Below are 12,800 nucleotides of genomic sequence, written 5' to 3'. Positions count from 1 at the left end.
ATGCCGTTATGACACCGGAGGTATGGGCCCGTGGACCTGAACACGCTCAAGCAGTTCCGCGTCGTCGCCAGGCTCGAACACCTCAGCCGCGCGGCCGACGAACTCCGCGTCGCGCAACCGTCGCTGAGCCGCACCATCGCCCGGCTGGAGGCCGAACTCGGCACCCCGCTGTTCGACCGGGCGGGCCGGCTCCGGCTCAACGACACCGGAAAACTCTTCCTCGGCCACGTCGAACGCGCACTCGGCGAACTCGACGCCGGGCGCCGGGCGGTCGCCGAAGCCACCAGCGAGGGTTTCGGCAGCGTGCGGCTCGCGTCGGAAACCTTCCTCACCCTCACCGGCCCGCTCGCGGCGTACAAACGGGCCCATCCCGCGATCGAGGTCGAACTCCGCTGGACACCCGCCGGGGACATGGCCCGGCACCTGCGTGCCCAGGACGTCGACCTCTGTGTCGCCTCCCAGCCGATCCACGCCGAGGGACTGGACTCGGTCACCCTGTTCGACGAGGCGGTGTGGCTGGCCGTGCCGCTCGGTCACCCGCTGGCGGACCGCGCGTCCGTCGGCGTCGGGGAACTGGCGGGCCTGCCGTTCGTCACCTCCCGCGAGGGCCACTGGGTACGCGGGCTGCTCGATCGGCTCCTCGCCGGAGAGGGCCTCACCCCGAAGATCGTCTGCGAGGGCGACGAACACAGCGCCATCGCCGAACTGATCAGCGCGGGACTGGGCGTCGGTCTCGTCCCCGCCCTCGCCCGCACCACCGCGACCAGGGACACCGTCGCCTGGGTCGCCGTCGACGATCCCGCCTGCCACCGCACGGTCACCCTGTACTGGGGCGCCGAAAACCACCTGTCCGGCGCGGCGCGGCTGATGCGCGCCACGATCACCGGCTGGGACTGGCCCGCCGCAAGCGGCTCCGCCCCCTAGCGGTAGGTCAGCAGCGCCGCCGCGTCCGCCTCGAAGTGCGGATGTTCGTTGAACGACAACAGGGTCACCCCGCCACGCCCGGACACCAGCTTGGTGATCCCGGCGTTCACCGTGACCCGGTTGAGCCTGAGCAGCCCGGCCTCCGGGGTGCCCATCAGCGCCCCGCACAGCGTCGCGATCACCCCGCCGGAGGTGAACACCACCGCGTGTTCCCCCTTGCCCAGCGCGGCCACGAGATCGGCGAGCGCGCCCCGGCAGCGGTCCAGAAACGCCGGCCAGGTCTCCGCGCACGGCCCGGCCGCGCCCGCGCCGATCCACGCGGTGAGCGCGGCGTCCAGCGTCGCCTGGTAGGCCCGCGAGTCCTCCTGCGGGGCGCCGCCCGCGTGGTGCCGGGCGATGTCGACGTGGTCGTACTCGTTCCAGCGCGCGTCCTCGGTCACCGCGACGCCAGGGCCGAGCACCTTGAGCGCGGTGGCCGCGGTGTCCCGTTGCCGGGCAAGCGTTCCCGAGCGCGCCAGGGTGAACTCCACGCCGCGCCGCACCAGTTCCGCACCGGCCACAGTGGACTGTTCGAACCCGAGCGGGGACAACCGGTCGTAGTCCTCGGCGCCGAAGGACGCCTGCCCGTGCCGGACGAGGTAGATCGCGCCCACCTAGACCGTCCCCTTCCCGATGATCTCCCGGCAGCGCCGCTCCAGGTAGCCCGAGAACCGCCAGAAGTCCTTGAACGCCGGGTTGTTCGTCTCGCCGTCGTGGTAGCGGCGGTAGATCTGCTGCAACACCACGGCGAGCCGGAACAGGCCGTACACCTCGTAGAAGCGCCAGTCGCCGATCTCCAGCCCGGTACGGTCCGCGTAGTGCGCCACGAACTCCTCGCGCGTGTACATCCCGGGCAGGTGCGTCGGCTGGCGGCGGCTGAGCTTCATCGTGTCGTCGTCATCGGCCTGCACCCAGTACGCGAGCGTGCTGCCCAGCTCCATCAGCGGATCGCCGAGCGTGGCCATCTCCCAGTCGAGCACGCCGACGATGTCCAGTGTGTCCGGACCGTCGAGCACCAGGTTGTCGAGGCGATAGTCGTTGTGGATCAGGCAGATCTTCACCTCGCCTGGCCGGTTCCGGTCCAACCAGGACATCACCTCGGCGAAGTCGGGGACGTTGTCCGTGCGCGCGGCGGCGAACCGCGCCGACCAGCCGCGGATCTGCCGCTCGACGTACCCGGCGCCCTTGCCGAGATCGGCCAGCCCCGCCGCGCCGACGTCGACCGCGTGCAGTTCGACGAGCCGGTCCACCACCCGGCCGGACAGGTCCCGCGCCCGCGCCGGGCCCAGGTCGAGCCCGTCCGGGAGGTCGCCGCGCAGGATCAGCCCGTCGAGCTTCTCCATCACGTAGAAATCGCCGCCGAGCACGGCCGGATCGTCCCCGAAGGCCAGCATCCCGGGCACGTGGCCGAACACCGGTTTGAGCGCGCGCTGCACGCGGTACTCACGGCGCATGTCGTGTGCGGACGCGGCCTTGTGCCCGGCGGGCGGGCGGCGCAGGATCAGCTCGCGGTCCGGGTAGCTCAGCAGGTACGTCAGGTTCGAGGCCCCGCCGGGAAACTGCCGCACACGGGGCGGTTCCCCGCCGAGCCCGGGGACGCGCCCGGCCAGCCACGTGTGCAGCGCGGCGGCGTCGAAGGCGTCCTCCGCGCGGACGTCGACCGCCGCGTTCCCCGGCGTGCTCACAGGAACTTCTTCAGCAGCGCGTCCGGGGCCAGCCGCACCACCAGGCTGAGCGGTGTCCACGGCCAGCCGGGGACGTACGCCTTCGCGGGCTCCGCCTCGATCGCCTTCACCAGCGCCCGCACGCCGGGTTCCGCGCGGGTCACCAGCGGGACGCCCGCGTTGCGCTCGGTCATCTCCGACTCGATGAAGCCGGGCTGGATGTCGGTCACCTTGATCGGCGTCCGGCGCAGCTCGATCCGGGTCCCCGCGACGAAGGTGGCGATGCCCGCCTTCGACGCCGCGTACGCCGTCATGGTGCCAGGGAACCCGCGGATCGCGGCGAAGGAGGAGATCACCGCGAGGTGCCCGGCCCGCTGCTCGCGGAAGATCTCCACCGCGGCCTCGACCTGCGCCGCCGCCGCGACGAGGTTCGTCTGCAACGTGGTGCGGTTGGCGTCGAACCGGCCCTTGCCGACCGGCTGCCCCTTCCCGATGCCCGCGTTGACGATCACCCGGTCCAGGGAACCCAGTTCCTCGCGAAACTCGCCGAACACGCGGAACACCCGGTCGTGGTCGTTGACGTCCAGCGCGCGGGTGACGACGGAGATGCCGGGGTAGGCGCCCTTGAGCTCTTCGGCCAGCGCCTCGAGGCGGTCGGTGCGCCGCGCGCACAGCGCGAGACTGCGTCCCCGCGCCGCGAACTGGCGGGCCATGCCCTCGCCGAGCCCCGAGCTGGCGCCGGTGATCAGGATGTTCTTCCGCATGCCGGGAGCCTACCGGTTGGTAACAACCGCGTCTTCCCCTCGCACCGGACCAAAAGGAGTGACCGGTGGCCCGGCGCTGGGGGCGTCGCCGGGCCACCGGTCCTCGAACGGCCTGCCGCATCCGGTGATCGGGCGCGTCGGCGGCCGGAGCCGGATCCGTTCGCACGGTCCTGGCCTGTACGACCCGGTAACCTGGGAAGGCGCGCGGGCACCGGGCCGCTGAGCCATACAAACGCGCGCACCGACACCGGGGCAACGATTCCCAGTTGCCAGTACTAGTCCATTCGTCCCAACGCCGATCGCCCACCACGGGATGTGGGCTGCTCACGAGGTGTGGCCACCCCGCCGCGTACTGCTAACGTGCACGCAGTCGTAGTACTTGGGGACGGCAGGCATGGGGCGGGTCACGACAATGGCGGGAAGCACGGCGGGCCAGGGTGACCACGAAGGCGAGCGGACCGCGTTCGCGATCGCACTGCGCGGGGCGATCGCCGCGAGCGGGCTCAGTCTCGATCGGATCCAGGCCCGGCTGCGCGCCCGCGGCGCCTCCGTCAGCGTCACGGCACTGAGCTACTGGCAGTCCGGCAAGCGCCAGCCCGAGCGACAGAGCTCACTCTCCGCCGTGCGGGTGCTGGAGGACATCCTCGGCGTACCGGCGGGCTCGCTGCTCGGCCTGCTGCCGCCACCACGCCCGCGCGGCGGCGCGGCCAAGCGCCGGTCGAGCGGCGCCGAGCCGCTCACGTTTCCCCGGGAAACGCTTCAGCCGCTGCTCGACCGCGTCGGCGCGCCCCACGCGCTGGACAGCCAGCACCAGCTGAAGCTCGTCGGCCTGCACGACCTGTGCGAGATCGCCGAGGACGGCGGGCAGCGCGCCGTCACCGCCCGCGCGGTGTTCCAGGCCGGCGCCGACGGCCAGGACCGGTGGCTGCTCGTCCAGGCGCAGGGCGACCCCGCCGCCGGGCTGCCCGAACTGCACGCGGTCCGCAACTGCCGGGTGGGCCGCGCCGAAGCCGACGAGACCCACGGCCTGACCGTCGCCGAGCTGATCTTCGACCGGCCCATCGACCGCGGCGAAACCCACCTCATCGAGTATTCGCTGACCAACGCCGGGCCCCCGTACCCGGAATGCCAGAACACCTACTACCGCGAGTTCCGCCGCTCGGTGCGGGAGTATCTCCTCGAAGTGCGGTTCGCGCCCGGCACCGGGCCCGAGCAGTGCTGGCAGTACTCGCGCACCGGCGAGGCGGGCACGATCGCGCGGCGCAGGCTCAAGCTCGACGGCGGCGACGGGGTGCACGCCGTCGCCCTCGACTTCGGGCCCGGCATCTTCGGCATCGACTGGGACTGAACGCTTTCTCCCGCCCTGCACGCCCCGCACGTCTCGAAGTCCACAAAGGACGTACGCGGTCGAGATCTCGGGTAGCGCCGGTGTCAGCGGAGTTTGGTGCGGAGCACCTTGCCGGTCGCGTTGCGCGGCAGTTCGTCCAGGAACTCGACCTCGCGCGGGACCTTGTACCGCGCCAGATTCGCCCGCACGTACTCCCGGACGCCGTCGACGTCGAGTTCGGCGCCCTCGGCCCGCACCACGAACGCCTTGAGCCGCTGCCCGAACTCGGCGTCCTCGACGCCGATCACCGCGGCCTCCAGCACGTCCGGGCGCTCGACGAGCAGGTTCTCCACCTCGATCGGGTACACGTTTTCGCCGCCCGAAACGATCATCTCGTCGTCGCGGCCGTCGATGAACAGCAACCCGTCCTCGTCGAAATGCCCGACGTCGCCGCTGGAAAGCAGGCCGTCGATGATCTCCTTGTGCCGCCCGTCGGTGTACCCGCCGAAGCTCAGTCCACTCCCGACGAACACCCGGCCGGTCACGTTCGGCGCGGTGATCTTGACGCCCTTTTCGTCGTACAGCGCGACCTTGCAGCCCACCGGCGGCTTGCCGACGGTGCCCGGCGCCCGCCGCCAGTCCTCCGGCGTGGCGACCGTGGCGACCGCGACCTCGGTCGAGCCGTAGAGATTGTGCACGACCGGGCCGAACGCCGCGTTCGCCCGGTTCCCGAGATCCGGCGACAACGCCGAACCGGCGACGAAGATGATGCGCAGCGACGAGGTGTCGTACCGCTCGAGCACCTCGGCCGGCAGGTCCACGATGCGCTGCAGCATGGTCGGCACCAGCACCAGCGCGGTACACCGATGCTTGGCGACACCGCGAAGCGCTTCCTCGGGATCGAACTTCCGGCGCATCACCACCTTCGAGCCCAGCGCCAGAGACAGGATGAACTGGGAGAGCCCGGTACCGTGGAACAGCGGCGCCCCCATGTAGGTGGCTTCGTTGGTGCGCAACGGAATCCGGTCGAGGAACTGCGCCGAGGCCAGCGCCGAGGTGTGCGGCCGGGGCGCGCCCTTCGGCGTCCCGGTGGTCCCGCTGGTCAGCAGCACGAAACCGCCGGGCCTGGCGGGTGTGGGCACCGGACGGTCGTCGGTGCTGGCGATCAGCTCGTCCAACACCGGGACGGACCGGTCGGCGAGCTCCTGACCGGGGTCGACCCACGCGAGATAGCGGTCCACCGAGTCCGGGATCGCGTCGAGCAGCCCGGTGAACTCGTGGTCGTAGACCAGCGCCGTGACCCCCTCGCGCGCGGCGACGTCGGTCAGCTGCGGCTTGGCGAACCCGGTGTTCATCAGCAGCAGCTTCCCGCCGAGCTTGCCGACGGCGGCCATCGTGACGACCAGGCCGCGGTGGTCACGGCACAGCGCGGCGATCACCGAGCCGGGGCCGAGGCCGCGCTGCGTCCACGCCCTGGTCAGCGCGTTGGACCGGTCGTCGAGCTGCTTGTAGGTGAGCGGCCCGAGTTCGTCGACGATGCCGACCGCGGCCGGGTTCCGCCGCGCGGCGATGTGGTTGGCACCGGCGAACGGGCCGTACCTGCCGATCGCGATGAGCGACCGCAGGCCCTCGTCGAGCCGGGGGAAGGGGACCAGGCCCGCGCGGCGCATCACGTCCACGCTGCGCACCGTCTCGGCGACCTTGCCCGTCACCGCGGTGGCGAACTCGGCGACGTTGGCCGGGTACTTCATCCGGGTACCTCCGTTGCTGCTTCGTTGCCGCGTCGAGGACCCACACCGGCGGGACCGTACCGGCGGTATGGGAGCTACTCGACAGTAAACCAACGGCGCGCGCGGCACCAGAGCGGCGCCGGACGACGGCCGCGGCCGGAAATGTCGGTGGTCGCCCGCACAATGGGAGCCGTGCTGGTGTTCGCAGGTCAGGAGGAGGACGGGAGCCATACGGTCACCGTCCCGGAGGCGCCGTCGTGGAGCAGGACAGGGCTCGACGACGCGGCGCTGGTCGCGCACGCCGGGCAGCTGGAGGCCGGGCACGAGCCGCGGTGGGTGTTCACCTCGGCCGAGCAGTTCTACCCGGTGCTGGTCCGGGGCGGGCTGCGGGTCCGGCGCTGCCACGATCTGGCACTGGCCGAGGGCCTGCTGCTGGCCCATGAGGGCAGGGAGGGCGAGTCACGCGGCCTGCGCGCGGCGCTGGCCAGGGCGAACGGTGAGGAGCTGCCCGCGGGCCAGGACGATCCGGCGTTCGCCGAGCTGGCGCAGCCGACGCTGTTCGAGACACGCGGGCCGGGGCTGCCCGCCGGGGTCACGGTGGCCGAGGCGGCCCGGCGGGTACTCGCCGAGCAGGAGCGCCGGATCGCCGCCACCGGGCATCCGGACCGGATGCGGCTGCTGCTCGCCGCGGAGTCGGCCAGCGCGCTGGCGGCCGTCGAGATGGCGGCGGACGGGCTGCCCTGGCGCGCGGACCTGCACCGGGAACTGCTCGCCGAGCGGCTGGGCCCGCGCGTCCCGGCGGGGCAGCGGCCGAAGCGGCTGGTCGAGCTCGCGGCGATGATCAGCGCGGCCTTCGATGGGCGCCCGGTCAACCCGGACTCGCCTGCCACCGTCGTCCGCGCGCTGGCCAGGGCCGGGATCGAGATTCCGTCGGCGCGGAAGTACCTGCTGCGCGGGATCGACCACCCCGCCGTCGCGCCGCTGCTCGAATACAAGGAGCTGTCCCGGCTGCACACGGCCAACGGCTGGGCCTGGCTCGACGAATGGGTCACCGACGGCCGGTTCCGGCCGCACTACGTCGTGGGCGGGGTCGTGTCCGGGCGCTGGGCCAGCCGCGGCGGCGGGGCGTTGCAGATCCCGAAGATCCTGCGTACCTGCGTCCGCGCGGACCCGGGCTGGAAGCTCGTGGTGGCCGACGCCGCCCAGCTCGAACCCCGGGTACTGACAGCGCTTTCCGGCGACCGGCGGCTCGCCGAGGTCTCGGCGGCGACGGATCTGTACGCGCGGCTGGGCGAGGCACTGTTCTCCGGCGCCCGGTACGTCGCGCCCGCGAACGACGAGCGAAGCGACCGTGACCGGGCGAAGATCGCGATGCTCTCCGCGATGTACGGCGGCACCTCCGGCGAGGCGGGCCCGCTGCTCGGCCTGCTGCGCCAGCGTTTCCCGGCCGCGGTGTCCTATGTGGAGCACGCGGCGCAGGCGGGCGAACGCGGCGAACGCGTCCGCTCCCGGCTGGGCCGCACGTCCCCGGCGCCGTCGGCCGCGTGGCGGCAGCTGACCGGCGGGCTCGCGGAGGACGAGGCGGCGGAGACGAAGGCCCGCCGGGCCTCGCGCGGCTGGGGCCGCTTCACCCGCAACTTCGTCGTGCAGGCCAGCGCCGCCGACATGACCGCCATCATGCTGGCCACCCTCCGCCGGCGCCTCCCCGCCCCGGCACACCTCGTCTTCTTCCAGCACGACGAGGTCATCGTGCACACCCCCGCCGACCTCGCCGACGAGGTCTCCACGTCCATTGTGGACAGCGTCACCGAGGCGGCGAGGATGCTCTTCGGCCCCGCCTGCCCGGTCCGCTTCCCGATGCACATCGCCCCCGTCGACACCTACGCCGACGCCAAGTGACGTCCCCGATCACGCGAGTTCCGCCTCCAATCACACGAGATCGCCGCTCGATCACGCGAGATCGCCGCTCGATCACGAACGGCTCCGCGGACGGCTCGCGTGCGCAGACGGAGTTCTCGCGTGACTCAGCGCGGCACTCGCGTGATCAGGCGCGGAACTCGCGTGATTAGGCGGAGATCTCGCGTGATCAGGCCAGGGCGTCGTCGATGGCTCGGGTGATGCGTTTCAGCGAGACCGGGTGCGCGGTGCCGAGGGTCTGGGCGAAAAAGCTCACGCGGAGTTCCTCGATCATCCAGCGCACCTCGCGCAGCGCCGGGGACGACTCACCGGGTGGCAGCGTCGCCAGCGCGTCCTCGTACTCGCGCGTGATCCACGCGACGTCGGCGGTGCGCTGCAGATCGCGCGTCGGATCGACCGCCAGCTTGTCCAGCCGCCGCTCGATTCCCCGCAGATAACGCACCAGATGAGGCAGCCGGTCCTGCCCGGTGGCCGTCACGAAACCGCGGTACACCAGCCCGGCCAGCTGCGCCCGGATGTCGGCCAGCGACTCCGCCGGGCCGCGCGCGTCGGCGAGCACCGTCTCGACGTCGTTCGCCGCGCGCAGGATGCGTTCGACCTCGGTGAGCACGGCCAGTACGCCCGGATTCAGCCCGGCACGGACCTTCTCCAGCAGCGTCGCGAACCCGGCCTCGTCCCACACCGGGCCGCCGTTCTCGGCCATCAGCCGGTCCACCGCGCAGTCGACGCAGTCCTCCAGCAGCCCGGCGACGCTGCCGTGCGGGTTCCGGTTGAGCACGAGCTTCGCGGAGTTGCCCAGGTTCCGGGTGATGAACTTCATCGGCGAGTTCAGGCTCAGCCGCAGCATCCGCCGCGTGCCCGCCCACATCGCGTGCTCCTGCTGGCCCGGCGTGTCGAGCAGCCGCACCGCGACCGAAGAGCCCTCGTCCACCAGCGCCGGATAGGCCCGCACGTCGTGGCCACGCTGCTTGCTCGCGAACACCTTCGGCAGTTCCCCGAACGCGGGCGAGGTCAGGCCCGAACGCTCGATGCTGGGGGCGGCCTTCGAGATCGTCGCCCGCACCTTGCCCGACAGCCGTCGCTTCAGCTCCTCGACGTCCTTGCCCTCGGCCACCTTCCGGCGCCGGTCGTCCAGCACCCGGAAGGTCATCCGCAGGTGATCCGGCACCGCGTCGAGCTGGAAGTCGCCGGGCCGCACGGCAACCCCGCGTAGCCGCTCCAGCTCCTCGGACACGACGTCGAGCAGCGGCCCGTCGGCGGGGCCGACACTCGACAACACCAGCTTCGCGTGATCCGGCGCGGGTACGAAATTGCGCCGCAGCTGCTTGGGCAGCGCCTTGATCAGCTGGGTGACCAGCTCCTCGCGCAGGCCCGGCACCTGCCAGTCGAACCCGTCCCCGGTGACCTGGTTCAGCACCGCGAGCGGAACGTGCACGGTGACGCCGTCGGCGTCCGCGCCCGGCTCGAACTGGTAGGTCAGCGCGAACGCGTGCGTGCCCTGTGTCCACGAATCGGGGTAGTCGGCCTCCCGCACCCCGCCCGCGGACTCGTTGATCAGCATCGCCTTTTCGAAGCTCAGCAGATCCGGCTGCTCGCGGCGCGCCTTCTTCCACCAGCTGTCGAAATGCCGCACCGAGACGATGTCCGCGGGCAGCCGCTCGTCGTAGAACTCGAACAACGTCTCGTCGTCGACGAGGATGTCCCGGCGCCGCGCGCGGTTCTCCAGATCCTCGACCTCGTCCAGCAGCGCCCGGTTCTCGGCGAAGAACCTGTGGTTGGTCTGCCAGTCGCCCTCGACCAGCGCGTGCCGGATGAACAGCTCGCGGCACAGCTCCGGATCGATCCTGCCGTAGTTGACACGGCGGTCGGTCACCAGCGGGACGCCGTACAGCGTCACCTTCTCCACCGCCATGACCGCGCCCTGCCTGCGCTCCCAGTGCGGCTCGGAGTAGTTCCGCTTCACCACGTGCCCGGCCAGCGGCTCGACCCATTCCGGCTCGATCCGGCCGTTGACCCGGCCCCACAGCCGGGAGGTCTCCACCAGCTCCGCCGACATCACCCAGCGCGGCTGCTTCTTGAACAGCGCCGAACCGGGGAACACCGCGAACCGCGCGCCCCGCGCGCCGAGGTAGTCACCCTTCGCCGGGTCCTTGAGCCCGATGTGCGAGAGCAGGCCCGCGATCAGCGAGGTGTGCACGCGCTGCGGATCCGCGGGCTCGGTGTTCAGCGTGATACCGAGCGGCTTCGCGAGCTGACGCAGCTGGCTGAAGATGTCCTGCCATTCCCGCACCCGAAGGTAGTTCAGGTACTCGTTGCGGCACAGTTTGCGGAACTGGTTGCTGGACAAGGCTTTCTGCTGCTCGGTGACATATTCCCAGAGCTTCAGGTAGGCCAGGAAGTCCGAGGTCGGATCCGCGAACCGCGCGTGCTGGGCGTCGGCGGCCTGTTGTTTCTCCGCCGGCCGCTCCCGTGGGTCCTGAATGGACAGTGCGGCGGCGATGACCATCACCTCGCGCACGCAGCCGTTGCGGGCGGCCTCCAGCACCATCCGCGCCATGCGCGGGTCGACCGGCAGCTGCGCGAGCTTGCGCCCGACCTCGGTGAGCCGCCTGTCCTCGTCCTTCGCCTCACCGTCGAACGCACCGAGCTCCTGGAGCAGCTGGACACCGTCGGCGACCTGACGGCGGTCCGGCGGTTCCACGAACGGGAACGCCGCGATGTCGCCGAGCCCCAGCGACGTCATCTGCAGAATGACCGACGCGAGGTTGGTGCGCAGGATCTCCGGGTCGGTGAACTCCGGCCGCGCGTCGAAATCGTCCTCGGAGTACAGCCGGATGCAGATCCCGTCCGAGGTACGGCCGCAGCGGCCCTTGCGCTGGTTCGCCGACGCCTGCGACACCGGCTCGATCGGCAACCGCTGGACCTTGGTGCGGTGGCTGTAGCGCGAAATCCGCGCGGTACCGGGGTCGACGACGTACTTGATGCCCGGCACCGTCAGCGACGTCTCGGCGACGTTGGTGGCGAGCACGACCCGGCGGCCGGTGTGCCGCTGGAAGACCCGGTGCTGGTCCGAAGCGGACAGTCGCGCGTAGAGCGGAAGGACCTCGGTGTTGCGGAGATCCTGCTTGTTCAGTGCGTCCGCGGTGTCCCGGATCTCGCGCTCGCCGGAGAGGAACACGAGGATGTCGCCGGGCCCCTCGGCGACCAGCTCGTCGACGGCGTCGCAGATCGCCTGTGTCTGGTCCCGGTCCGGATCGGCGGTGGGATCGTCCGGGTCGATGATCGGGCGGTACCGGACCTCGACCGGATAGGTGCGTCCGGAGACCTCGACGATCGGGCCGTCGTCGAAGTGCTTCGAGAACCGCTCCGGGTCGATCGTCGCCGAGGTGATGATCACCTTGAGGTCCGGGCGGCGCGGCAGCAACCGCTTGAGGTAGCCGAGGAGGAAGTCGATGTTGAGGCTGCGCTCGTGGGCCTCGTCGATGATCAGCGTGTCGTACTGGCGCAGCATCGGGTCGGTCTGGATCTCCGCCAGCAGGATGCCGTCGGTCATCAGCTTGACGAGCGTGTCCTGTCCGGAGTGGTCGGTGAACCGGACCTTGTAGCCAACGGCCTCGCCGAGCTCGGTCTTCAGCTCGCTCGCGATCCGGTCCGCGACCGTGCGCGCGGCCAGCCGCCGCGGCTGCGTGTGCCCGATCTGGCCCCGGACGCCCCGCCCGAGTTCGAGGCAGATCTTGGGCAGCTGCGTGGTCTTGCCCGACCCCGTCTCCCCCGCGACGATCACCACCTGGTGCTCGCGGATCGCGGCCGCGATCTCGTCCTTCAGCCTGCTGACGGGCAGCTCGGCCGGGTACTCGATCTTCGGGACGTGCTCGCGCCGAGCCTGCACGCGCAGCTCGGCGGCGTCGATGTCGGCGACGATCTTCGCCAGGGCGTCCTGCTTGTCGCGGGCACGACGGGCACCGTCGAGCCGCCGCCGGAGCCGGTGCTCGTCACGCAGCATCAGCTCGGGCAGCCGCGCACGCTGCGCTTCGAGAGGGGATGGTGTGGACATACTTGGACCAAGGATAGCCGTGCGTGACGAACGCGTCGTCCCAATATGCCGCGGACGACCCGGCCGTGCTGCCCGGCGGACGAGCGCCCCAATGAGGTTTTCTCAGTAGCGGTCTTGGTGTTCGAATTGGGTGAGGACGAGGGCTGCTTGGGTGATGTGGCCGATGCGTTGGGGGCAGAGGGTGATGTGGTGGAGGGTTTTCCAGCGGGTTTTGAGGGTGGCTGCTGCGCGTTCGCCGAGGCAGCGTAGGCGGGTGTGCAGGGTGTTGTAGGTGCGGTTGTCGTGGTGTAGTTCGTGGGTGGTGCCTTGGGGTTTCTTGATGGGGGTGCGGATGCCGATGCCGGCGGTGTGGTAGGCCTTGTCGGCGAGGGTGGGCAGGTT

General features: G+C 71.1%; 9 protein-coding genes. 3 read left to right on the top strand and 6 right to left on the bottom strand.

Annotated features, from left to right (window positions below):
- The first annotated feature begins 30 nt into the window (after positions 1-30).
- Positions 31-924 (top strand): LysR family transcriptional regulator, encoded by an 894-nt coding sequence (locus ABD987_RS42450; protein WP_345408297.1) that lies wholly within the window; start codon positions 31-33, stop codon positions 922-924.
- Here the strand turns inward: ABD987_RS42450 and ABD987_RS42445 are convergent.
- The 3 genes from ABD987_RS42445 to ABD987_RS42435 are packed head-to-tail and all read right to left on the bottom strand — an operon-like array spanning position 921 to position 3,391.
- A complete protein-coding gene (locus ABD987_RS42445) occupies positions 921-1,577 on the bottom strand; it encodes a histidine phosphatase family protein (RefSeq protein ID WP_345408295.1) in 657 nt (218 codons plus the stop codon). The two genes, ABD987_RS42450 and ABD987_RS42445, sit on opposite strands and share 4 nt — an antisense overlap.
- A complete protein-coding gene (locus tag ABD987_RS42440) occupies positions 1,578-2,648 on the bottom strand; it encodes a phosphotransferase family protein (RefSeq protein ID WP_345408293.1) in 1,071 nt (356 codons plus the stop codon).
- Positions 2,645-3,391: an SDR family oxidoreductase gene (locus ABD987_RS42435; protein WP_345408291.1), complete on the bottom strand. Its 747-nt coding sequence runs from the start codon at positions 3,389-3,391 to the stop codon at positions 2,645-2,647. The genes ABD987_RS42440 and ABD987_RS42435 overlap by 4 nt, the downstream gene beginning before the upstream one ends.
- 412 nt (positions 3,392-3,803) lie before the next feature.
- On the opposite strand from ABD987_RS42435, the gene ABD987_RS42430 reads away from it, so the two are divergent.
- Positions 3,804-4,739, top strand: coding sequence for a hypothetical protein (locus tag ABD987_RS42430; RefSeq protein ID WP_345408289.1), 936 nt, complete (start codon positions 3,804-3,806; stop codon positions 4,737-4,739).
- 83 nt (positions 4,740-4,822) lie between these two features.
- Here the strand turns inward: ABD987_RS42430 and ABD987_RS42425 are convergent, their stop codons facing one another.
- Complete coding sequence (locus ABD987_RS42425) at positions 4,823-6,469, bottom strand: acyl-CoA synthetase (RefSeq protein ID WP_345408287.1); 1,647 nt, start codon at positions 6,467-6,469, stop codon at positions 4,823-4,825.
- Between the two features lie 171 nt (positions 6,470-6,640).
- Here ABD987_RS42425 and ABD987_RS42420 point away from each other — a divergent pair, with 171 nt between their 5' ends.
- Positions 6,641-8,347 carry a bifunctional 3'-5' exonuclease/DNA polymerase gene (locus ABD987_RS42420; RefSeq protein ID WP_345408285.1) on the top strand — a complete coding sequence of 569 codons (1,707 nt, stop codon included), beginning with the start codon at positions 6,641-6,643 and terminating at the stop codon, positions 8,345-8,347.
- 187 nt (positions 8,348-8,534) lie between these two features.
- On the opposite strand, the gene hrpA is transcribed toward ABD987_RS42420, so the two are convergent.
- Together hrpA and ABD987_RS42410 are read right to left on the bottom strand one after the other, a co-directional pair.
- The gene (hrpA, locus tag ABD987_RS42415) at positions 8,535-12,419 is read right to left on the bottom strand and encodes an ATP-dependent RNA helicase HrpA (protein WP_345408283.1); all 3,885 of its coding nucleotides are present in this window, start codon (positions 12,417-12,419) and stop codon (positions 8,535-8,537) included.
- Between the two features lie 102 nt (positions 12,420-12,521).
- Positions 12,522-12,800: transposase family protein (locus ABD987_RS42410; protein ID WP_345408281.1), on the bottom strand; the 279-nt coding region annotated here is incomplete at its 5' end.

Source organism: Amycolatopsis samaneae (genome assembly GCF_039541975.1).
Taxonomy (GTDB): domain Bacteria; phylum Actinomycetota; class Actinomycetes; order Mycobacteriales; family Pseudonocardiaceae; genus Amycolatopsis; species Amycolatopsis samaneae.
The sequence above is the reverse complement of the archived record's forward strand: the minus strand, read 5'-3'. Positions and strand labels throughout refer to the sequence as shown.